Below are 20,112 nucleotides of genomic sequence, written 5' to 3'. Positions count from 1 at the left end.
ACCCAGTCTGAAGGCGGTGATCCAGGACCGTTCCACCGAATCCAGTGCATCGGTTTCATTGACCACAGATCACCTGCGATCGTACCGATACCCAACCCATGCCCAGTGATCACACAACCGGGTGGGATGATGGCCGCTCTCGCCCTCGCCGCCAGCGCGCACCTCCCTGGGGACCGACTGCCGGCCCGCACGCTTCCAGGGCAACACGCCGAGGCCCCTTCTGGCGAGACCTCTCTAGTCAGATTTATCTAGAGACGGTCGGAATTGCCCGCTTCTGGGCGATTATCACGACCACAACGGCGAAGAACCCCAACTGGACCACGGTCCCCGAGAGCGCCTGCCACGGCACCGCGCCCTGACGCAGCGCGTCGCCGAGCTCACCGGCGGCGGCGGACGGCAGGAAGCTCACCAGATTGTTGACCGTGTGCAGCGCGATGGGCGCCTCAAGGCCGCCCGTGCGGACCGCGAGCCAGCCCATCAGCGCGCCGAAGGAGAACACGTCGATGATGCCCCAGTCGGTGTAGGCGTGCAGCGAGGTGAACGCCGCCGCGCCCAGCAGGATGCCCGGCCACGGGGTCGTGAAGAAGGCGCCGAACGCCTGGAGCAGCCAGCCGCGGAACACGTACTCCTCCGCGGCGGCCTGGAACGGCACCAGCAGCACGATCACCACCGCGCCGGACAGGAACCGCCCCCAGCCCACCCAGCCGAACAGCCCGCCGAGGTCCTCGCCCGTCACCGCGTAGGTCCCCACCATCGCGGTCTGGCCGAGGACCAGCGCCACCAGGGCCACCCCCACGCAGGTCAGCAGCCACCGCCAGCGCAGCCGCCCGAGCACCGACGACAGGGTGCCGGGCGGGCGCCGCTGGACCAGCCACGCGGTCAGGTAGACCGCCGGCAGGACCACGGCGATCGACAGCAGCAGCACCGCCACCTCGAACACCGGGTCGCCGAACAGCCGCTCGCCCCCATCGGCGATGATCCTGACGCCGAGGATCAGCGCGACGATCCAGGCGGCGAGGAGCACGACGTAGGCCGAGCCGACGAACGCCACGGCGACGACCACCGTGCCGACGACCGTGCGCCACCGGCGGTACTCGGGCGTGCGGGCCAGATGGTCGTACCGCGTGCCGGGCGGCGCCGGCACGACCCGGGGCGCGGGCGCGGGCGGCCCCTGCCAGGGCTGCGCGCCCGGATAGTAGGGATACACCGGCGACCGCCCCGGTCCCGAGGGCCCCGGCTCCTGCGGCGGCTGGCGGTCCTGTGACGGATCGTGCATGACCGTCATTCTCCTCACCCGGTCACATGTCCCGGCGGTCGGATGCCTGTGTAGGCGCTCCACCCTTCCTGGGCCCGGGCCCTGGTGTGTGTCTTTCTTCATAGACAGCCGCGACCGCAGGCCCCAACCTTCAACGAGCAACCGAAATCTCAGGAGAGATCATGAAACGGCTAGGGCCCTTTCACACGCTGGGCGCGGGAGCGGTCCTCGTCGTCGGGCTGGGCGTGCTGAGCGTCACGACCGCACCGCGCACCGACACGGCCGCCTCCAGCGCGCCGGCCGCCAAGGTCACCACCTCGGTGTCCCCCGAGTCCGCGCCGCCGGGCCAGGCGACGCCGTCGGCCGCGCCGACCGACGCCGCCGAACCGGCCGACCCGACCCCCAAGCGCGCCGACTACGCGGGCGTCGCCCAGGGCAACGGCGGGCTGGTCGCGCTCTCGATCAAGAACGGCAAGGCGATCGCGTACTTCTGCGACGGGCGTATCGAGTCCTGGCTCAAGGGCACCGCCGAGAACAACACGGTCACCCTCGCCGGAAAGGGCTCGCTGATCACCGCGGCCCTCGGGAACGGCAAGGCGCAGGGCAGGCTCCAGGTGGGCAAGGCCAAGTGGCGCTTCTCGGCGCCGCTCGTCAAGAAGCCCTCCGGCCTGTACCGCGCGACCGCCACCGTACGCGGCGCCAAGGTCGTCGGCGGCTGGATCATCCTGCCGGGCGGGCGCCAGGTAGGGCTCCTGGGCGTCGACGAGGCCCCGTACCCGGCTCCGAAGCTCACCCCCGGCTCCCCGGTGACCGTCGACGGGGCCGAGCTCCGGCCCGAGGACACCGACGCCTTCTTCGACGACCTCTGACCTCTGACAAGGACCGCTCCCATGACCATCCCCCAGCCTGTGCGCAAGCAGAGCTTCGCGCCCTACCTCGTGCCCCTCCTCGTGGGCGGCCTGGTCGCCGTCGCCCTCGGCGTGTACGGCCGCGCGCACACCCCCACCGGTTACGCGGTGGGCCTGTCGGGGTTCTCCGGGACCCTGGCCATGAAGGCCTGGCTCGCCACCGGGTCCTTCGTGCTCGCGCTCGTCCAGATCTTCTCCGCGCTGGCCATGTACGGCAAGCTCCCCGGCGTCCAGGCGCCCTCGTGGACCGGCACCCTGCACCGCTGGTCGGGACGCGTGGCGTTCCTGCTGTCGGTGCCCGTGGCCTTCCACTGCCTGTACGCGCTCGGCGCGCAGTTCGACACCACCCGCGTGCTCGTGCACTCGCTGCTCGGCACCTTCTTCTACGGCGTGTTCGTCGCCAAGATGCTCTCGCTTCCCAAGCGGGACCTGCCGGGGTGGGCGCTGCCCGTGCTCGGCGGGCTCGCCTTCACCGCGCTCACCGGGCTGTGGCTGACGTCGTCCTTCTGGTTCTTCACCACGTTCGGTGTGACGTTCTAGGCCGGTCAGGGACGGTTTTCCAGGACGTTTCCAGGGCGTTCTAGGCGTTCTATGCTCTAGGCGTTCTGGGCGGGCGGCTCGGGGTGCTTCGTCCGCGACATCCCCGCCGCCCGGCCCTTGGCGGCGACGACCAGCGCCATCTTCCGGGAGGCCTCGTCGATCATCTCGTCGCCCAGCATCACCGCGCCACGACGGTCCACCGTCGTGGCGTGCTCGTACGCCTCCAGGATCCGCTCGGCGTGGTCGAAGTCCTCCTGGGCGGGCGAGAACACCTCGTTGGCCGCCTCGATCTGCGTCGGGTGGAGCACCCACTTGCCGTCGAACCCCAGCGCCGCCGCCCTGCGCGCGACCATGGTGAACCCGTCCAGGTCCTTGATCTGCAGATACGGGCCGTCGATGGCCTGGAGGTCGTGCATCCTGGCGGCCATCAGGATCCGCATCAGGATGTAGTGGTAGGCGTCGCCCTCGGTGTACCCGGGCGGCTGCCGGCCGACGACCAGCGTCCGCATGTTGATCGAGGCCATGAAGTCGGCGGGCCCGAAGACCAGCGCCTCCAGGCGCGGCGACGCGGCGGCGATGGCGTCCACGTTGACCAGGCCCCTGGCGCTCTCGATCTGCGCTTCTATGCCGATGCGCCCGACCGGCAGGCCGACCGCCTTCTCGATCTGGGTGAGCAGCGTGTCCAGCCAGGCGACGTGGCCGGCGTCCTCGGCCTTGGGCAGCATCAGGCAGTCGAGCGCGTCCCCGGCCCCCTCGACGACCTCGATCACGTCGCGGTACGTCCACGCGGTCGACAGGTCGTTGACCCGGACGACGCGCGTCCTGCCGGTCCAGTCGCCGGTGCGCAGCGCCTGGACGATGTTCTTCCTGGCCCCCTCCTTGGCCTGCGGGGCGACCGAGTCCTCCAGGTCGAAGAAGACCTCGTCGGCGGGGAGCCCCTGGGCCTTCTCCAGGAAACGCGGATTGCTGCCGGGCACGGCGAGACAGGAACGACGCGAACGCATGCGATCACGGTAGTCCCCTGAGCGTTCAGCGGCGCGCCGTCAGCTCACGGGTGTCAGCTCACGGGTGTCAGTTCACGGGTGTCAGTTCGCGGGTGTCAGCTCACGCCCGCCAGTTCACGCCCGTCAGTTCGCGGGTGTCAGCTCACGCCCGCCGCGTCCAGCAGGGCGGCGGCCGTGATCGTGGACAGGCCGTCCAGGGGCTCGTCATGCACGACGACCCGCGTGCTCGCGCCGTCGAACACCATGGTGAGCTGCCGCGCCAGCGTCTCGGGGTCGCGGGCGCCGCAGCGCTCGGCCTCGCCGCGGAAGAAGGCGGTCATCTCCCGCTTGGCCGCGCGGGCGACCACGCTCGCGGGGTGTGCGGCGTCCTTCAGCTCGACGGCGGTGGCCACGAACGGGCAGCCGACGTACTCCGGCGACCGCACCACCTCCTCCAGCCGCTCGAAGACGTGCATGATCCGCTCGCGGGGGGGCCGGTCGTCGTCGGGCTCGGGGAACACCAGCATGTGGAACCCGGACGCGCTTCGTTCCAGGCTCGCGGCCAGGACCTCGTCCTTGCTGCCGAACATCTGGTACATGGAGCGCTTGGACACCCCGGCCGCCTGGCACAGCGCCTCGACGCCGACGCCGACGCCCTCGCGGTAGAAGAGCCCGGCCGCGGCGTCCAGCAGCCGCTCGCGCGACGACGCCTTCTCTGTCGAGGTCATATCCCCAGGTTACCGCCGGGCTTGCCAGATGGAAACCGATCGGTTTACAGTGACCGGGAAACCGATCGGTTTCCTTCCTGAGGGAGAATCCCATGACCGCGATCAAAGGCTCGACCGTCCTTGTCACCGGAGGCAACCGCGGCCTCGGCAAGGCGCTGGTGGCGTCCCTGTACGCCCGGGGCGCGAAGACCGTCTACGCCACCGCCCGCGACCCTCGCACCGTCACGCACCCCGACGCCGTCCCGCTGGCCCTGGAGGTCGGCGACCCCGCCTCGGTCGCGGCGGCCGCCGAACGCGCCCAGGACGTCACGATCCTGATCAACAACGCCGGCGCGTTCGTGGGGGCGTCGTTCCTGGACGCGCCGGTGGAGGACGTCCGCCGCGAGTTCGAGACCAACTTCTACGGGCCGCTCAACACCGCGCGCGCGTTCGTCCCGATCATCGAGCGCAACGGCGGCGGGCACATCCTTAACGTCGCCTCGGTGCTCTCGTGGGCGGCGCTCTCCGGCTCCTACAGCGCGTCCAAGGCGGCCCTGTGGTCCCAGACCAACTCCCTGCGGCTGGACCTGCGGGATCGCGGCATCGGGGTCACCGGGCTGTACGTCGGCTACATCGACACCGACATGGCAGCCCGCGTCGACGCGCCGAAGTCGTCGCCGGAGAGCGTCGCCGACCAGGCCCTCGACGGCATCGAGTCCGACGCCTTCGAGGTGCTCGCCGACGACCTCACCCGCAACGTCCACGCCGGCCTCTCCGCCGGCATCCCCGCCCTCTACCCCCAGCTCGCCGGCTGAGCCCACACTCACGCACGGGGCCCTGGCGGGCGGGCCCTCACGCGCGGGACCTTGCCCGGCGGCGCGACCCTGTACGGCGGGTCGTCACACGCCGGGTACCGCAACCCGGTCTCAGGCGCCGGCGGCGTACCGCCAGAAGTCCACCATCAGGTCGGGCGCGGCCGCCCCGGCCATCTGGACCTGGGTGAGCAGGATGGTGACCGTACCGGTGGACGGGATGACGTGCGCCGCCGTCCCACTGCCGCCGATCCAGCCGTAACGGCCCGGCGCGTTCCACGGATCCGGTCCCTCGACGTCGACCCCGCCGCCGAACCCCCAGCCCTTCCCCTCCAGGAACAACCTGGCGGCCTCACGCTGGGCCGGGGTCAGGTGGTCGGTGGTCATCAGCCGCACCGACTCCGGCGACAGCAGGTGGCGGCCGTCCACGGCCCCGCCCGCGAGCAGCATCCGGCCGAAGGCGAGCCAGTCGTCCGCGGTCGAGACCAGCCCGCCGCCGCCGGACGGGAACGCCGGCGGGGAACTCCACTGCCCGCCGGGGGCGTCGGCCAGTTCGACACCGCCCGAGGCGTCGGGCCGGTACATGCTCGTGAACCGATCGCGCTTCCCGTCCGGCACGTAGAACCCGGTGTCGGGCATGCCGAGCGGCTCGAACAGCCGCTCGTCCAGGAATTCGGGCAGCGTACGGCCCGAGACCCTGGCGATCAGCACGCCCAGGATGTCGGAGGAGGTGTTGTACAGCCAGGCCTCGCCCGGCTGGTAGAGCAGCGGAACACGGGCCAGGGACGCCATCCACTCGTCCGGCGCCTCGACGAGCCGCGGCGCCAGTATGTGCCGCTGCGGACCGGCCATCAGAAGCTGGAGCGCCGGCAGCGAGAAGTCGGACGCGAGGCCGTAGCCGGAGCGGAAGGTGAGCAGGTCCTCCACGGTGATCGCCCGCTCGGCCGGGACCACGTCCTCGACCGGGCCGGACGGCGTGCGGACGACGACCGGTTCCGCGAGCTCGGGCAGCCACCGCGCGACCGGGTCGTCCAGCGCCATCAGGCCGTCCTCGACCAGCATCATGGCCGCGGCGGCGATGATCGGCTTGGTGGTCGACGCGATCCGGAAGATCGAGTCCCGCGCCATCGGCGCAATGCCCTCGGTGTCGACGGACCCGACCACCGCCACCTCGACCCGATCCCCCCGGGCGATCAATCCCACCGCCCCCGGCACCGGCCCCTTACCGACGTGCGTCTCCAGAAAATCGACGAGCCCCACCGTCAACCACCCTTCCTCAACCATCAGAACAAACCTAAGACTCCCCCAACCCCCAGAACTCACTGCCGCCCCCGACCACGAATCACTGCCGCCCCCGACCACGAAAAGGTCCTCGCCTCCGGCTCGGGCAGTTATCTAGGGCCTACCGGCCTGGCCGGCCCCTGATCCACCTGCAGGCCGGGACGATCGGAGGTCCGGTCCACTACAGGTCGGGAACGATCGGAGGCCCGGTCTACGTACATGTCAGGAATCGGAGGTCCCGCACATCCCTCTCAGAACCGGCCCGCCGGGCCTGGTCGTACTGCGAGCGATCCGAAACGCGAGAGCCCCCGCCGACACCACGCAGCGAGGGCTCTCCCATCAACGACCGAGGGATCAAGCGTCCAACGCGCCGACCTTGACTCCACTCACGAACGCGGCCCAGGCACCAGGCGCGAAGGCCAGGGACGGACCGGTCGGGTTCTTGCTGTCACGGACTGCGACGAGGCCAGGCAGATTCGAGGCGACCTCAACGCAATTGCCGCCCTCATCTCCGCTGAAGGTGCTCTTGCGCCAGTGTGCGCCCCAGGGGCTAGGAGCCACGTTTGTTCACCACTTCCTCTATGAGCCTGAGTGACTGTTTGAACGGTACGGCCTCAGCTCTGATCGCGTCATATCGGCGGATGAGCCGGGCGATCGTCGTGTGATCGTCTACGGTGCGCCCGTAAGGTTGAGCCTCCGCGTATGCCGCGTAGGCGGATCCGTTCCGTTCTGCGATTATGAACCCGCCTACGAGCCCGCAGTGGACGTCTGTCGTCCAGGGCACGACCTGAATGGTCACCTGCGGATGCTGAGCGATCTCAAGCAAGAACCTCAACTGTTCGTCCATGACAGCCGCGCTGCCGACAATCCGACGTATGACGGCCTCATCAATGACGACACCGATGGCAGGTGGCTTGACGCGGTTGAGGATCGAGCGGCGTTGCATCCTGCCCGCGAGCCGTTCCTCCAGTTCTTCGCTGGTTATGCCGGGTGAAGCGGCAAGGATGTGGCGCGCGTAGGCCTCAGTCTGCAAAAGACCCGGGACGATGGCGGGTTCCCAGCTCCGCAGGCCCGTGGCGTCCTCTTCCTCCTCCAGCCATGGCCGGAAATGCTCTGGCGCTTGCGTCCACGTTGTAGCGGTATAGAGCCTGGTCATGGTGCCGTCGAGCCCTAAAGCGCGATCACAAAGTTCCGCGAACCGGCGCGATGGAGGCCGCTTGGTCAACTCGACGAGGTTGACCATGGAGTCGGAGAACCCCAGGCGTTCAGCGAGCTGTCTTTGTGTCAGCTTTGCCGTCTTCCGGTGGTGGCGCAGCTCGAAAGCGAACAGGGCGCGCGGGGACTCGTGGGGATCGATATCCCTACCGGGAGACAAATTTCACCTACCTGTCCGAAAGCGGGCATTTGGTCAACCGACAGACTTGCTGACAAGAACTGTAGTCAGGATGTCGACTGAATCCGCTACCGATCGTAGCTCCCTGTTGCCACTCTGGTAAAGCGAAGTCTGAACAACGCGCGGACCCATATCCGGCGAAACGAAAAGGCCAGCGTATGACGACAGGAAGCCTGCTAGGCGTCAAAGATCTAGTCGGTACACCCGAGTCGGTTTCTCTCGCACGCGAGTACGTGAGAGAGAAACTCGGCAAGGATCATCCCGCCCTGGACGACGTCACCCTGCTGGCTTCTGAGGTCGTGGCAAATGCCATAGTTCACTCCAACTCTCGACATGGTGGACGAGTCACACTCGCTATCGCGGATTGCTTCGATCGCATCCACGTTGACGTGGTCGACATGGGTGGTGAGATGGCTCCTCCCATCCATGGGGACCTACTCGCCGAAGGCGGCCGGGGCCTGATGCTCGTGGAGACGATCTCGTGTGAGTGGGGCGTGTACGAAGACGACGCAGGGCGCACCGTTTGGTTTCAGGTGGCATACGAACCGAAGACTCCCGGACAGGGCGTCACATGCCCAGGACAAGGGGCGTCATCCGAGCCCACCGGCCGGGAAAGCGGCCTGCGCAGGACCGCGAGACTCGCTGCCCAGACGGTCACGGCAAGTGTCGAACACGACCGTGGGCAGCACGAGGTGTGGCGCCCCATCCACCGTTGGGGACTGGATGGCGAGGGGCTCAGCAAAGCGGCTCAGTCGCTGGGCGTCGAACCGATCCCCGATGGCGATGTGGCGCCACCCGACGGAAGCGGCAGCAAGGTGAATGCCCCTAGAAAGACCTAGGGGCAGTACTTCCTATCCCTTGCTGCCGCTCTCCAAGGGGACGAATTAAGGACTCATAAGTCCTTTAGTCCTGGCCTGCGGTTGAGCAACCGTGCTCGCACATTTCCCGCAGCGCAACAAAGCAGCCGACCCTTTCGGCACATACTCGCGGAAGTCGCGAGAGGGCCGGCGCGCGGGTCGGCGGGGATCATCAGCGGTGAGGGTCGCCTCCTGGAAAGCGCGCGCCGGCAGGCGCTCCGATTCTTTCGGCAACGCGACGTAATGCTTGGCGAGAGGATCCGGGACCATGCGAGCACTGAAATGAAGGTCCTCGCCTTCGGCTCGGGCAGTTTTTCCAAGGCCTCCCGGCCCTTCCGCCCCCGCCACCATCGCTCCCGGCCCCCGTCGCCGCCGCTGCCCCTGGCTCCCTGCCCTCGTCGCCCCGGCTCTATTCAGCCCCAGGCTGTATCCGCTTCATCGTCGTGATGTCCTTTCCCAAGTGCTGAGCGGATCGGATGGTCATCGGGTATTTTTGGAGCTATGGGTGGTCGTTCACGCCGTCGCCGAGGCAGGCGACAGAGCCGGGTGTGGCCGCTCATCACGTCCTTCCTCACGACCGTGGCATCGGTACTGTCGGCCACCTCCGGCTGGGATTACGAGCCGACGCTCTTCCAAATCGCCAGCCTGACCGTCTCCGCGGGACTAACCGCGTGGCTTGCCGGCCGGGCTGTAGGCGCCCGGGGCAGCTCCCCACCCCTGCGGGGTGATGCCCTCAAAAAGGAAAGCCGTCCCGTTCTGCGGCGTGAGCCTGCCCTTTTTCAGGCTGCATGACCTGCTCGCCGAGCCTTCGGCACTCTGTTCAAAGCCGTCCCCCGTCCTCGTAGCGCTGCTCAGGGTGCGGACAGAGCGTGGCTTTGTCCCGTTACCAACCGGTAGCCACACGGGCGTTAGCCGAACGTAAGGGTTGCCGCGGCCACCTCCGTAGGCTCTGGCGCCATCAAGACCACGACCGACCGCATCAGCATTACTACCGGCGTGGCGAGCCAGACCGGGCGCCGCTGGCCCCAGCGGCGACGCCGCCGTGGTGCGCGTCCTGGCCGATGGCACCACGGCCGCCGCCGTGATCGACGGCATCGGTCACACCGAGCTCGTCTTGTCGGTCGCCGCGCTGCTCGCCGAGGCGGCCGCCCGCATCGCCACCCGGCGGGGCCCCTGGCCGGCGTGCTGACCGCCACCGAACTGGTCGCCGATCCGGCGCCGGGGCGAGCCCGAGCTGGACGCCGTCGCCGTGGTGGCCACCGCAGAGGACAACCTGGTCCGCATCGCCTGGGTGGGGGACCGCCCACCTACGCCCTGGACGGCGGCCAGCTCCGGCCCCTCACGGTCGACCACAACCTCGCCGAGCAGCGGGCGATGTGCGGGCGTACCGGCGAGGTCACCCGGCGTGCGGCCCAATGGGTGCGCACCATCGTGACCACGGCGGCGGTGGCCACGGTCGCCGAGGCGTGGGCCGACACCCCGGCGCTGATGCTGCTCACCTCCGACGGCGTTACACGACCAGGTGACGCACGAGGTTGTGGAAACGCTGGCACTCTGGCACACGCGCGAGCCGCAGGCCCTGGCCGCCCCCGCCCGCGAGAGCCGCGACGGCGAGCGGGACGACGCCACCACCGTGGTGCTCGGGTGCGCGATCCATATCTAGAGGTACGGCGTTCGTTCAGCCAGGCGCGAGGATGGCGGCATGACACAGCGCCGGGTGACGTTGACGAGCGGCCCGCTGGACGGGATGACGGTCGACCCCGAGCACGAGGGAGACGGGGCACTTACAGGTCGTGCCCGGCGAGGCCTCGCGGGCAGTCTACGAGCCGGACACCGATCCCGACATCTGGTGGACCTAACGCTGTGGACCTATCGAGGCATGGTCGGCTGAAGTTCAGCAACCAGGGGCCGTGACCGGCGGAGGGGGCCGTCTCAGCCCTCGACGTCGTCCTGGCGCTCGCGCTTGCGCCAGGACGTAAAAGCCCTGTCCGTGAATGTCCGCACCGATGCGAACTCAGCGGAGGGGCGGCCAGCGCTTGGGCGGGTAGATTGGGTGCATAAGGCGGGTCTCCACCAACTCCGGCAACTTAGGCAACGACGACGTCGTCTCAAAATAGGCGCAGGGCGCCTCCAACGTCGTTTCGACGTCGCCGCTCTGCTTCTCGGCGAAGTCTGCCCGTGCTTCGGCCCAGTCGCGATCTGCGCGCACCGCTTCCACGAGCTCGGCATTAAGTCGCCTGATTTCAGAGTTCAGTTCAGTGATCTCCTCTTCAAGGGACTCCACGCGGCGCTCGGCATAGTGGTGGGATTGCTGGGCGACAAGCGTCTTCTCCCACATGAGGGTGTTCTTGGCGGCAAGGTCATCGGATTTTGCCTGGGCATCAGCGGCTACCCGCATGAGGCGGAACGTTTGCCCGGTGCAGCGGAGAGCTTCCCGTTCGAGCATCTTGATTTCCTGGCGCAGCCCGTTTGCCACCTGCGCGTAACCGTGTTCCAGCTCCCTCAACTCGCGTCCGTGATCGTCCTGGACACGGAGCAACTCGCGTACGTGATCACCCTGGACACGGAGCAACTCGTGTCCGTGATCGTCCTGGACACCGAGCAACTCGCGTCCGTGATTGTCCTCGACACAGGACAGCTTGGCCTGCAACGTCTCATTCACGACACGCAAGCGCTCCATCTCCTGCGCCTGAGCGACGCGGAGGAGGTCGAGCATCTCGATTTTCCCGCGCATCCCGCGCTCCACCTGCGCGTAATGGTGTTCCAGCTCCCTCAACTCGCGTCCGTGATCGTCCTGGACACGGAGCAGCTTGGCGCGAAACTCCTCATTCGCGGCCCGCAGGCGCTCCACCTCCTGCCTGGCCTCCGCCAGCTCGGCATCGATGGCGTCGTCGCCGACGCTTCGCATCTCTGACGACTCCAGGCGAGCCCAGACCTCGCGCCATAGCGGCCAATGCTGCTCTTTGACGCCGAGCGCACACACGAGGCCAAGCAGAGCATTCATCTTGGGCTTCTTGGTGCCCTTGAGGACGTCGCCGATAGTGGTTTTCGTGGTCCTGTATACCTTCAGCTCCCCGGTCAGTTTCTCGGTCCTGTCGGCCATGAGGCGCAGCGAGGGCTTGCCGGCTTTCACGTGCATGCGCCCCAGCAGGACTCGCAGGGCCTCCCACGAGGCCACCGTACCTATCTCGCCTGCCCATTCGGGCGTGTTGTCTGCCTCTTCAGGCATGGCAAGCACCCTTTCCAAAGTGCTGTGAGATCACATATCGATGCGCTCGCTCCGACGCCCCCGGTCCGCCATGACGCCGACCACCCGTATATGGGTGGCAGTCCATTCGCTGATCGTACGGTCAGGGCGCGTCCGCCGATGTCCATACAGCCAGGCCGCCGTCCGGGCCTGTCCTTTTTTCCCTGGCACCCGACCCGATTTGTCCCCGAGGTAGCAAGGTCACCGTGGCGTTGGATTGGCTGGTACCAGTACTGGTCGGGCACCTCGCCTGGCCGAGCGGAACCAAAACAACCATCGACCAAACGGAGAATCCCGTCATGCCCAAAAGCCGCCCCTTCCGCCGTGCCCTACTCGTAGCGGCCGGCATCGCGTTCATCATCACGGGCGCCCTGCTCCCCGGCGTGGCCGCGGCCGTGGGGACGCTGAGCGCCGTGGTGGCGGCGATCGTCGCGGTCCGCCAAGCCGGTTCCCGGCGGGACGCTCGCGCGATCAGCGATGACCACAGTAATACGAACAAAAGTTCGATCGAGGCGGGAGAACAGCATGATTCCTGAGGGGTGCCAGCGGATTGATGTTCCGTCGCACCAGTCGCAGCTCGCCGGTGGACGACGAAAGGCAGCCGGCGCCTAGTGGTCCGAGGGGGGCCTCGGGTGCCACCGACCCCCGCACGGCGGTCGGTGGCGGCGGGCCGGGTGGGCGAGCGGCCGGGACCGGCTGAAGAGTCGCACGCCCGACCGATCGATCCGCCCAGACCGCCGCCCGCGACCGCCGCAGGCGGACTCGATACCTATAAGAACGCTCACGTCTCCTGGCCCGGCATCCGGAACGCTCACGTCTACCGGCCCGGCATCCGGAGAACCCAGCTCCACCGGCCCGGCGCCTTGGATATCCATGGGCACAAGCCTGTCCGAATTCGATGACCATCGAGTCGGCCGTCCTTCCGAAGGCATCGCCGGAGTCTGCGACGGTGACCGCGTCCGTAGATTGCGGCGGGGACGCGTCGTAGATTGCTCGGTGTGAGCCTTTCGCTGATCGAAGAGGGTGCCAAGAAGTCGAGCGTCCTGTGGGTCTCGCTGTCCGGGCGCGACCGGCTGGCCTGGCACGTCTGGCACGACGGTGCGATCTACCTCGTCACCGGAGGCGAGGAGCAGTCCCTGCCCGGCCTCGCCGACGCCTCCAGCGTGCGGGTGACGCTCCGCAGCAAGGACAACGGCGCCGAACTGATCTCCTTCACCGCCGCCGTCACGGTGGTCGACCAATCAGCCGAGGCGGAGGCGCCGGTCATAGCCCTCCTGGCCAAGGACCGCCTCAACGCCGTCAACTCCCCCGAACTCACCTCCCGTTGGTCGACCACCTCCGCGATCATCCGCCTCACCCCCACCCCACCCGACTGAACACAACACCGCCACACCTACGACCGGCCCCCCTCACCCCACCGACCAAGCCGTACGCGGGCAGACCGTTGCCCGGCCTAGGCGATCGGGTTGTCCGGAAGGTCGAGCCAGATATGTTGGCCCTCGGCGGTGACGGTCATTCCGAATCTGCTGCGTTCGGGGTGTCCCCACCCGACCCATCGGAAGAACACGCCCTCCACCTCGTCCCAGAGGCTCCGATCCCCGAACTGCCGGACGTCCGAGCCGCTCAGATGAGCGCCGGATCCCCCGGCCCAAAGCCAGACTTCGAACGGTCCGCCGTCGTTCGTGGCCACCGAGACGTCTGGAAGGCATCCGGCCATGGCCACGTCGAAGCCGTAGCCGGACCGGAAGATCCGGCGCGGGTCGAGCGTCGCCTCGCGTTTCCGATAAGCGCCTTCGTACGTCGGCGAATCGGGAGTCCGCTGGCCTCTGAGCATCATGTATCGGGCGCCTCCCGAGAATCTTCCGGTAGCGGTGCCATCGCGCCCCACGGTGAGCGAGACCTTGTGACCCGGCTCGAATTCGGGCATCCACGGAAACGCGATCGTCCCGCCAGGGCGGGTTTGCTCCACCCACGCGTAAGGGACCGTGACCACACCGCACGTGACATGTACCCGGTCGAAGGGCGCCGCCTCGGGGCGGCCTTTCTCTCCGTCCCCGTGGACGAGCCGGGGAGCGTAACCGGCTTCCTTCAGATTCGTCGCCGCCACCGCGAGAACGGCTTGGTCTATCTCGACGCTGGTCACGTTCGTGTCCCCGACCCGGTGAGACAGCAATCCGGCGGTCCATCCCGTGCCCGTACCGATTTCCAGTACCCGGTCGCCGTCGTAGGGGTCCAGGAGTTCGAGGAATTCCACGACCGCTCCTGGCGCGGACAGCGAGGACGTGTAGTCCCCGCTACTCCCCCCTCCGAGTTCGGTCATTCCGTCGTCGAGCTGTGTGATGATCGAAAGATCGGCGTAGGCGGCGGTCCACCAGGAGTCCGGATCCCGCTCCCGATCGATCCGGTAACCCGGAGCCTCGTAGGGATTGACCCAGGCCACAGCCGGGACGAAAAGATGACGCGGCACAGCGTGCAGCGCCTCGCGCCACACCTTGTCGGTCAGTTCACCATTGCCGGCCAGCTCGTCCGCTAGGGCCTCGACACGCCGCCACGGGTTCACTTGCCGCGTTTCCCGCCGCCCGTCACCTGGCCGTCCCCGTCCTGCTTCCGCGGGGGTTTCGGCACGAACGGCTTGTCCCTCTTCGGATCACCCTCATGTCCCCCGCCACCCTTACCGTCATCCTTGCCCATTGGCAGCTCCCGTTCGGTTCCGCGAATCCCTCTTTCCCTGCCGGTCAGCAGCTCGATAGTAACGCGACCGATATGAATTGGCGAGGCAAATTCAAAACCCCGGATATGACGAGATTCGGCCTTGTCATGACATAAATGCTTACGCGCTCGCCTCGCCTACTAGAATAAGAGCACACCAACTAATACCAACCTACAACCATCCGGAAGTCTTTCCCGGCTACTCCCATTAATCAGATTCTGGTCGCCTCTGTCAGCAGCCCCCATGTAGCCATCAACTACCCAAAAGCAGACCAGGAGGGATGCCCGGATGACATCCTGGAAGCCCGGTGAACATAAGGAGATCAGTGATGGACCACCCTCTTGACACGCGACCCGCGCTTCGGCGTACCCCTCTCAGTGGGGAGGAGAAGGCCCGTGGGGAGGAGAACTTCGCGTCCCTCGTGGCCCAGCAACTCGTCACCAGCGGGCGGTTCAGGGTGAGCGCCGATACGCCGGAGATGGTGGAGATGTTCCAGGCGGTCGCCCGCCGCGTGGGCGACATGCTCGGACGCCCAGTGGTCAGCTACTCCAACGGCAGGTACATAGTGATCACCTTCGCCCAGCAGGAGACCCCCAGCCTCCTCGGCTGAGGAGCCAATTCAGCACAGAAGCGACCGGTCGAGCCCCCCGCACTGCCGACTTCAAAGCGATCCGCTGGCCACGTCCCTTCGCAGCCCCCGGCCCGACCGATCGGCGAAGCGCCGGGGGGTCGAAGGGGGGTCGTAGACCCCCTGGGAGACACAGCCCGAGCCAAAGGCGAGGACCTTAGCCGGAGGCGGGGATCATGCCTTCGAGGTGGTTTCGGGGGTGGGGGTGAGGGCGTGGGGGATGGGGTCGGGGGTTTGGGGGGCGGTGGAGGTGGCGGTTTGGGCTAGGAGGGCGCCGGCGAGGACGATGACGCCGCCGGTGATCTGGGCGGCGCCGAGGTGTTCGCCGAGCAGGAACCAGGCGACGATCGCCCCCGTGACGACCTCCAGGGACGCCACGGTGGCGCCGACGGCGGCCGACAGGCGGCGGACCGCGATTACCCCTGTGATGTACGCAAGAACGGTCGCGACCGCGATCAGCCACAGGGCGGCGGCGAGCACGGGCAGCGTGTGGCCGCCGATGGTGACCGTGGTCCCGAAGGCCCCCCAGGGGATGTCCCACGCCTGGGAGATCGGGAACAGGACGACGGCGGCGCCCGCCAGACCCCAGGCGATCAGCCCGAGCGGGTCGACGTCGGCCCCGTAGGAGTCGCTCATGAGGAAGTAGCCCGCGCAGCACGCCGCCGCGATGAGGCAGAGGACCAGGCCGAGGCCGTCCAGGACCATCCCGTGCCAGATCTCGACGACGACCGCGAGGCCGACAAGGACGATGACCGCCCCGGCCCACGCCGAGCGCGGCAGCCGTACGCGACGCACGAACCGGACCCAGAACACCACGAGCACCGGCGCCGTGTACTCAAGCAGCAGGACCACCCCGACGGGCAGCCGCGTGATGGCCAGGAAGAACAGCGCCTGCACCCCGGCCACGGCGATCAGCGCGTACGCGGTGAAGAAGCGGCGCCGGCCGGGCGGGACGCGCAGGGCCTTCGGCCGGAACAGGGCAAGGATCACCAGGAGCAGCACGGCGGCGCCCGCCATCCGCACCCAGACCGCCTGCAAAGGGGTGAGGCCGCCCGCGCCGACGAATTTCGCCATGGACCCGGAGAACCCAAAGCACCACGCCGAGAGGACGGCTACCGCCAGCGCCGCGCCCTTCATATGCCACCATCCAAGTAATGACCGTTAGATGGTTTTGATACTGTCATGTCGGCTTTGGTGAGATCAAGGAGAGGTCGTAGGTTGAGACGGCTTTTACGGGGGGCCGACGCGGCGGATCCAACGCCACCTCGTACGCTGCGGTAGTGAGGATCTTCGTCGCCCGGCTGGCCGGCACCCCGGTGTTCGACCCTGCGGGCGACCAGATCGGCCGCGTCCGGGACGTGGTGGTGGCCATGCGGCCCCAGGACCCGCCCCGCGTGCACGGCCTGGTCCTGGAGGTCCAGCCGCGCCGCCGGGTGTTCCTCCCCATCACGCGGGTGCGCAACATCGAGGGCGACGCCGTCATCTTCACCGGCAGCATCAACCTGCGCCGCTTCGAGAAGCACTCCACCGAGTCCCTGGCGATCGGTGAGCTGCTCGACCTCACCGTCGAGGTCGGCGGCGAGAAGGTCACTGTGTACGACCTCGCCATGGAGCGGACCAGGACCGGCGACTGGCTCGTCACCAAGGTGGCCGTGCTCCGCGGCGGCACCGGCCGTGGCCTGCGCCGCCGCCGAGGCGAGACGCTCGTCGTGGACTGGCCGGAGGTCGTCGGGTTCGGCTCGGTGCAGACCGACCAGGGGGCGGCCAGCCTCCTGGCCGCCTTCGAGGAGACCCGCCCCGCCGACCTCGCCAACGCCCTGCGGCACCTGCCGGACAAGCGCAGGGCGGAGGTGGCCGCCGCGCTGGACGACGAGCGGCTCGCCGACGTACTGGAGGAGATGCCCGAACGCGACCAGATCGGCATCCTGAGCCGCCTGGACGCCGAGCGCGCGGCCGACGTGCTGGCGGCCATGGACCCAGACGACGCCGCCGACCTGCTCCAGGACCTGCCGCCCGCGCAGGCCGAGGCGCTGCTGGCGCTCATGGAGCCCCGCGAGGCCGCGCCGGTGCGCCGCCTGCTGACCTACCCCGAGAACACCGCCGGCGGCATCATGACCAGCGAACCCGTCGTGCTGCCGCCCCACGCGACCATCGCCGAGGCGCTCGCCGAGATCCGCCGCCAGGACATCACCCCGGCCGTCGCCGCGCAGGTGTACGTCACCCGGCCGCCGATCGCCACCCCCACCGGCAAGTACCTGGGCATCGCCCACTTCCAGCGGCTGCTGCGGGAACCGCCGTCCACGCTGCTGGGCGCCGCGATCGACAACAGCATCGACCCGATACGTCCCGGCCTGCCCCTGCACGGCATCACCTCGTTCCTGGCCACCTACAACCTGGTCGCGGCACCGGTGGTGGACGAGCTCGGGCGGCTCGTGGGCGCGGTCACCGTGGACGACGTCCTCGACCACCTGCTGCCCCCCGGCTGGCGCGAGCGCGACGAGCACTCGCCCGGCAACGGGGCCGCCACGCCACCGGAGGGTGATCGGTGACCGTCAACCGGCTGGACCAGCCACGCGAGCTCCGCCGCACCATCCGCCCGCACTACGACCCCGAGGCGTTCGGGCGGCTGTCCGAACGGATCGCCCGCTTCCTCGGCACGGCCCGCTTCCTCGTCTACATGACCGTGTTCATCGCGGTCTGGGTGCTGTGGAACGCCGTGGCGCCCCGGCACCTGACCTTCGACCCCTACCCGTTCATCTTCCTCACGCTGATCCTCTCGCTCCAGGCGTCGTACGCCGCGCCGCTGATCCTGCTCGCGCAGAACCGGCAGGCCGACCGGGACCGCGTGCAGAGCGAGCAGGACCGGATGACCACCGAGCGCAACCAGGCCGAGGTGGAGTACCTCACCCGGGAGATCGCCGGGCTGCGCATCGCCCTGGGCGAGCTGGCCACCCGCGACTACATCAGGGGCGAGCTCGAACGCCTGGTGGAGGACCTCCGCGACACCGGCGCGGATCGCGGCGGCACCGGCTCACAGTGAGGCGCGCGGCGGGCGGCAGAGGCGCACGTACGGCGCTCGGTGTCAGGCGCCCGTGAAGAGTTTGGTGAGCATGGCGGCGCACTGCCGCAGCTCCTCCTCGGACAGCAGGTCGAGGAACCGCTCCCTGACGGCCCGCAGGTAGGTGGGGGTCGCCTCGGTGAGACGTCGCTCACCCCCTTCGGTGAGCACGGCGTACAGCCCCCGCGCGTCGCTCGTGCAGGCCTCGCGCTCGACCAGGCCGTCCCGCTGGAGGCGGTCGATGAGCCGGGTGAGCCCGCTGCGCGACAGCAGCACCCTTTCGGCCAGGTCGTTCATGCGCAGCCGCCGCCCGGGGGCCTCCGAGAGCTGGTGCAGCACCTCGTACGCGGCCGGCGCCAGGTCGTGCCGGCTCAGCAGCTCGGTCTCCAGGCTCCGGGTGATCCCGACCTGCGCCCGCTGCAACATGCGCCAGACGATGAGCTGCTGGGGGGTGATCTCCGCCGTCATGGACGTCACGCGGTCATCCTAGAAGGTTGCATAAGCACATACACCCTCCCGCTAGGCCTCTCTTGGCCCCTACCGGAGGAGCCGGAGTTCGTCGGATCGGTCCCGGGTTCGTAGCATGGATCCATGGCACCAACCCCAGATCTGGTGATGGCTGCGCTGGCAACGGTCAACGACCCCGAGATCCGCCGGCCGATCACCGACCTTGACATGGTCAAGAGCGTCGATATCTCCCCCGACGGGGTGGTGCGGGTCGGCGTCTTCCTGACCGTCGCGGGCTGCCCCATGCGCGACACCATCACCCGCGAAGTCACCGCCGCCGTGTCCAAGGTCGGCGGTGTCACCGGCGTCCACGTCGAACTCGACGTCATGAGCACCGAGCAGCGCAAGACGCTGCAGACCAAGCTGCGCGGCAACCGCGGGCCGGAGAAGGAGATCCCCTTCGCCAAGCCCGGCTCGCTCACGCGGGTCTTCGCGGTCGCCAGCGGGAAGGGCGGCGTCGGAAAGTCGTCGGTCACCGTCAACCTCGCGGCGGCGATGGCGGTGTCGGGCCTCAAGGTCGGGGTACTGGACGCCGACATCTACGGGCACTCCATCCCCCGCATGCTGGGGACGAGCGAGCGCCCGACCAAGGTCGAGGACATGATCATGCCGCCGGTGGCGCATGACATCAAGGTGATCTCGGTCGGCATGTTCAAGCCGCCGGGCAACACCCCGGTGGTGTGGCGCGGGCCGATGCTCGACCGGGCGCTCCACCAGTTCCTCGCCGACGTCTACTGGGGCGACCTGGACGTCCTGCTCATGGACCTGCCCCCGGGCACCGGCGACATCGCGATCTCGGTGGCACAGCGCATGCCGGGCGCGGAGATCCTGGTCGTCACCACCCCGCAGCAGGCCGCGGCCGAGGTCGCGGAGCGGGCCGGGTCCATCGCCACCCAGACCCACCAGCAGATCGCCGGCGTGATCGAGAACATGGCGTGGCTGCCCTGCCCGCACTGCGACGAGCGCATCGCGGTCTTCGGCGAGGGCGGCGGCCAGAGCGTCGCCGACGGCCTGACCCGCACGCTGGGCTCCCGGGTCCCGCTGCTCGGCCAGGTCCCGATCGACCTGCGGCTGCGCGAGGGCGGCGACAACGGCAAGCCTCTGGTGCTGACCGACCCCGACGCCCCGGCCTCGGTCGAGCTGCGGCGCATCGCCGAGGGCCTGAGCAAGAAGTCCGGCAGCATCAAGGGCCTGCAGCTCGGCCTGTCCCCGTCGGGCCGCTGAGG

At 68.5% G+C, this 20,112-nt stretch carries 23 protein-coding genes; 12 read left to right on the top strand and 11 right to left on the bottom strand.

Annotated features, from left to right (window positions below; translation table 11 throughout):
- Positions 1-244: 244 nt before the first annotated feature.
- Positions 245-1,276, bottom strand: a complete 1,032-nt coding sequence (locus NYZ98_RS08515; protein ID WP_262842015.1) for a CPBP family intramembrane glutamic endopeptidase — start codon at positions 1,274-1,276, stop codon at positions 245-247.
- Between the two features lie 161 nt (positions 1,277-1,437).
- Here NYZ98_RS08515 and NYZ98_RS08510 point away from each other — a divergent pair, with 161 nt between their 5' ends.
- Entirely contained in the window at positions 1,438-2,124 is a 687-nt protein-coding gene (locus NYZ98_RS08510; protein WP_262842014.1) for a hypothetical protein, read from the top strand.
- Positions 2,125-2,145: 21 nt separating this feature from the next.
- Positions 2,146-2,703 carry a DUF6529 family protein gene (locus NYZ98_RS08505; protein WP_262842013.1) on the top strand — a complete coding sequence of 186 codons (558 nt, stop codon included), beginning with the start codon at positions 2,146-2,148 and terminating at the stop codon, positions 2,701-2,703.
- A gap of 56 nt (positions 2,704-2,759) precedes the next feature.
- On the opposite strand, the gene NYZ98_RS08500 is transcribed toward NYZ98_RS08505, so the two are convergent.
- On the bottom strand, positions 2,760-3,707 hold the full coding sequence (locus NYZ98_RS08500) for an HpcH/HpaI aldolase/citrate lyase family protein (RefSeq protein ID WP_262842012.1): 948 nt from the start codon (positions 3,705-3,707) through the stop codon (positions 2,760-2,762).
- Between the two features lie 137 nt (positions 3,708-3,844).
- Positions 3,845-4,414 carry a TetR/AcrR family transcriptional regulator gene (locus NYZ98_RS08495; protein ID WP_262842011.1) on the bottom strand — a complete coding sequence of 190 codons (570 nt, stop codon included), beginning with the start codon at positions 4,412-4,414 and terminating at the stop codon, positions 3,845-3,847.
- Positions 4,415-4,506: 92 nt separating this feature from the next.
- Here NYZ98_RS08495 and NYZ98_RS08490 point away from each other — a divergent pair, with 92 nt between their 5' ends.
- Complete coding sequence (locus tag NYZ98_RS08490; protein WP_262842010.1) at positions 4,507-5,208, top strand: SDR family oxidoreductase; 702 nt, start codon at positions 4,507-4,509, stop codon at positions 5,206-5,208.
- 111 nt (positions 5,209-5,319) lie between these two features.
- On the opposite strand, the gene NYZ98_RS08485 is transcribed toward NYZ98_RS08490, so the two are convergent.
- The 3 genes from NYZ98_RS08485 to NYZ98_RS08475 all read right to left on the bottom strand — a co-directional run bounded on the left by NYZ98_RS08485 (position 5,320) and on the right by NYZ98_RS08475 (position 7,861).
- On the bottom strand, positions 5,320-6,489 hold the full coding sequence (locus NYZ98_RS08485) for a serine hydrolase domain-containing protein (RefSeq protein WP_262842009.1): 1,170 nt from the start codon (positions 6,487-6,489) through the stop codon (positions 5,320-5,322).
- Between the two features lie 351 nt (positions 6,490-6,840).
- Positions 6,841-7,047, bottom strand: coding sequence for a DUF397 domain-containing protein (locus tag NYZ98_RS08480; protein WP_262842008.1), 207 nt, complete (start codon positions 7,045-7,047; stop codon positions 6,841-6,843).
- The gene (locus tag NYZ98_RS08475; RefSeq protein WP_262842007.1) at positions 7,037-7,861 is read right to left on the bottom strand and encodes a helix-turn-helix domain-containing protein; all 825 of its coding nucleotides are present in this window, start codon (positions 7,859-7,861) and stop codon (positions 7,037-7,039) included. The genes NYZ98_RS08480 and NYZ98_RS08475 overlap by 11 nt, the downstream gene beginning before the upstream one ends.
- A 176-nt stretch (positions 7,862-8,037) precedes the next feature.
- Between NYZ98_RS08475 and NYZ98_RS08470 the strand changes: the two genes are divergently transcribed.
- Positions 8,038-8,718: an ATP-binding protein gene (locus NYZ98_RS08470; protein WP_262842006.1), complete on the top strand. Its 681-nt coding sequence runs from the start codon at positions 8,038-8,040 to the stop codon at positions 8,716-8,718.
- A gap of 1,060 nt (positions 8,719-9,778) precedes the next feature.
- Complete coding sequence (locus NYZ98_RS08465; RefSeq protein ID WP_262842005.1) at positions 9,779-9,925, top strand: hypothetical protein; 147 nt, start codon at positions 9,779-9,781, stop codon at positions 9,923-9,925.
- 118 nt (positions 9,926-10,043) lie between these two features.
- Here the strand turns inward: NYZ98_RS08465 and NYZ98_RS08460 are convergent, their stop codons facing one another.
- Positions 10,044-10,235, bottom strand: a complete 192-nt coding sequence (locus NYZ98_RS08460; RefSeq protein ID WP_262842004.1) for a hypothetical protein — start codon at positions 10,233-10,235, stop codon at positions 10,044-10,046.
- A 23-nt stretch (positions 10,236-10,258) separates the two neighbouring features.
- On the opposite strand from NYZ98_RS08460, the gene NYZ98_RS08455 reads away from it, so the two are divergent.
- Positions 10,259-10,399 carry a hypothetical protein gene (locus NYZ98_RS08455; protein WP_262842003.1) on the top strand — a complete coding sequence of 47 codons (141 nt, stop codon included), beginning with the start codon at positions 10,259-10,261 and terminating at the stop codon, positions 10,397-10,399.
- A gap of 351 nt (positions 10,400-10,750) precedes the next feature.
- Here the strand turns inward: NYZ98_RS08455 and NYZ98_RS08450 are convergent, their stop codons facing one another.
- On the bottom strand, positions 10,751-11,965 hold the full coding sequence (locus tag NYZ98_RS08450) for a hypothetical protein (protein WP_262842002.1): 1,215 nt from the start codon (positions 11,963-11,965) through the stop codon (positions 10,751-10,753).
- 224 nt (positions 11,966-12,189) lie between these two features.
- Here NYZ98_RS08450 and NYZ98_RS08445 point away from each other — a divergent pair, with 224 nt between their 5' ends.
- Both NYZ98_RS08445 and NYZ98_RS08440 read left to right on the top strand, forming a co-directional pair.
- Positions 12,190-12,519, top strand: coding sequence for a hypothetical protein (locus NYZ98_RS08445; RefSeq protein WP_262842001.1), 330 nt, complete (start codon positions 12,190-12,192; stop codon positions 12,517-12,519).
- 462 nt (positions 12,520-12,981) lie between these two features.
- Positions 12,982-13,359 (top strand): hypothetical protein, encoded by a 378-nt coding sequence (locus tag NYZ98_RS08440; RefSeq protein ID WP_262842000.1) that lies wholly within the window; start codon positions 12,982-12,984, stop codon positions 13,357-13,359.
- 77 nt (positions 13,360-13,436) lie between these two features.
- Here NYZ98_RS08440 and NYZ98_RS08435 read toward each other — a convergent pair whose 3' ends face one another.
- Positions 13,437-14,543, bottom strand: a complete 1,107-nt coding sequence (locus NYZ98_RS08435; protein ID WP_262841999.1) for a methyltransferase domain-containing protein — start codon at positions 14,541-14,543, stop codon at positions 13,437-13,439.
- 478 nt (positions 14,544-15,021) lie between these two features.
- Between NYZ98_RS08435 and NYZ98_RS08430 the strand changes: the two genes are divergently transcribed.
- Entirely contained in the window at positions 15,022-15,303 is a 282-nt protein-coding gene (locus NYZ98_RS08430) for a hypothetical protein (RefSeq protein ID WP_262841998.1), read from the top strand.
- 192 nt (positions 15,304-15,495) lie between these two features.
- Here the strand turns inward: NYZ98_RS08430 and NYZ98_RS08425 are convergent, their stop codons facing one another.
- Positions 15,496-16,458, bottom strand: coding sequence for an EamA family transporter (locus tag NYZ98_RS08425; protein WP_262841997.1), 963 nt, complete (start codon positions 16,456-16,458; stop codon positions 15,496-15,498).
- 143 nt (positions 16,459-16,601) lie between these two features.
- On the opposite strand from NYZ98_RS08425, the gene NYZ98_RS08420 reads away from it, so the two are divergent.
- Positions 16,602-17,870 carry a magnesium transporter MgtE N-terminal domain-containing protein gene (locus tag NYZ98_RS08420; RefSeq protein WP_262841996.1) on the top strand — a complete coding sequence of 423 codons (1,269 nt, stop codon included), beginning with the start codon at positions 16,602-16,604 and terminating at the stop codon, positions 17,868-17,870.
- Positions 17,867-18,361, top strand: a complete 495-nt coding sequence (locus tag NYZ98_RS08415) for a DUF1003 domain-containing protein (RefSeq protein ID WP_262841995.1) — start codon at positions 17,867-17,869, stop codon at positions 18,359-18,361. Before NYZ98_RS08420 ends, NYZ98_RS08415 begins: the two co-directional genes overlap by 4 nt.
- Positions 18,362-18,403: 42 nt before the next feature.
- On the opposite strand, the gene NYZ98_RS08410 is transcribed toward NYZ98_RS08415, so the two are convergent.
- Positions 18,404-18,847: a MarR family winged helix-turn-helix transcriptional regulator gene (locus NYZ98_RS08410; protein ID WP_262842081.1), complete on the bottom strand. Its 444-nt coding sequence runs from the start codon at positions 18,845-18,847 to the stop codon at positions 18,404-18,406.
- Positions 18,848-18,970: 123 nt separating this feature from the next.
- Between NYZ98_RS08410 and NYZ98_RS08405 the strand changes: the two genes are divergently transcribed.
- Positions 18,971-20,110 carry an Mrp/NBP35 family ATP-binding protein gene (locus tag NYZ98_RS08405; RefSeq protein WP_262841994.1) on the top strand — a complete coding sequence of 380 codons (1,140 nt, stop codon included), beginning with the start codon at positions 18,971-18,973 and terminating at the stop codon, positions 20,108-20,110.
- Positions 20,111-20,112: the final 2 nt, after the last annotated feature.

This window comes from Sphaerisporangium corydalis, assembly GCF_025506355.1.
Taxonomy (GTDB): Bacteria; Actinomycetota; Actinomycetes; order Streptosporangiales; family Streptosporangiaceae; genus Sphaerisporangium; species Sphaerisporangium corydalis.
Note: the sequence above shows the minus strand (reverse complement) of the source record. Positions and strands in the feature narration are given on the sequence as shown.

Bases quoted from the DNA above. Each gene is read 5' to 3' on its own strand.
- NYZ98_RS08515 (WP_262842015.1), bottom strand. From the start codon at position 1,276: ATGCACGATCCGTCACAGGACCGCCAGCCGCCGCAGGAGCCGGGGCCC.
- NYZ98_RS08510 (WP_262842014.1), top strand. From the start codon at position 1,438: ATGAAACGGCTAGGGCCCTTTCACACGCTGGGCGCGGGAGCGGTCCTC.
- NYZ98_RS08505 (WP_262842013.1), top strand. From the start codon at position 2,146: ATGACCATCCCCCAGCCTGTGCGCAAGCAGAGCTTCGCGCCCTACCTC.
- NYZ98_RS08500 (WP_262842012.1), bottom strand. From the start codon at position 3,707: ATGCGTTCGCGTCGTTCCTGTCTCGCCGTGCCCGGCAGCAATCCGCGT.
- NYZ98_RS08495 (WP_262842011.1), bottom strand. From the start codon at position 4,414: ATGACCTCGACAGAGAAGGCGTCGTCGCGCGAGCGGCTGCTGGACGCC.
- NYZ98_RS08490 (WP_262842010.1), top strand. From the start codon at position 4,507: ATGACCGCGATCAAAGGCTCGACCGTCCTTGTCACCGGAGGCAACCGC.
- NYZ98_RS08485 (WP_262842009.1), bottom strand. From the start codon at position 6,489: ATGGTTGAGGAAGGGTGGTTGACGGTGGGGCTCGTCGATTTTCTGGAG.
- NYZ98_RS08470 (WP_262842006.1), top strand. From the start codon at position 8,038: ATGACGACAGGAAGCCTGCTAGGCGTCAAAGATCTAGTCGGTACACCC.
- NYZ98_RS08450 (WP_262842002.1), bottom strand. From the start codon at position 11,965: ATGCCTGAAGAGGCAGACAACACGCCCGAATGGGCAGGCGAGATAGGT.
- NYZ98_RS08430 (WP_262841998.1), top strand. From the start codon at position 15,022: ATGGACCACCCTCTTGACACGCGACCCGCGCTTCGGCGTACCCCTCTC.
- NYZ98_RS08425 (WP_262841997.1), bottom strand. From the start codon at position 16,458: ATGAAGGGCGCGGCGCTGGCGGTAGCCGTCCTCTCGGCGTGGTGCTTT.
- NYZ98_RS08410 (WP_262842081.1), bottom strand. From the start codon at position 18,847: ATGACGGCGGAGATCACCCCCCAGCAGCTCATCGTCTGGCGCATGTTG.
- NYZ98_RS08405 (WP_262841994.1), top strand. From the start codon at position 18,971: ATGGCACCAACCCCAGATCTGGTGATGGCTGCGCTGGCAACGGTCAAC.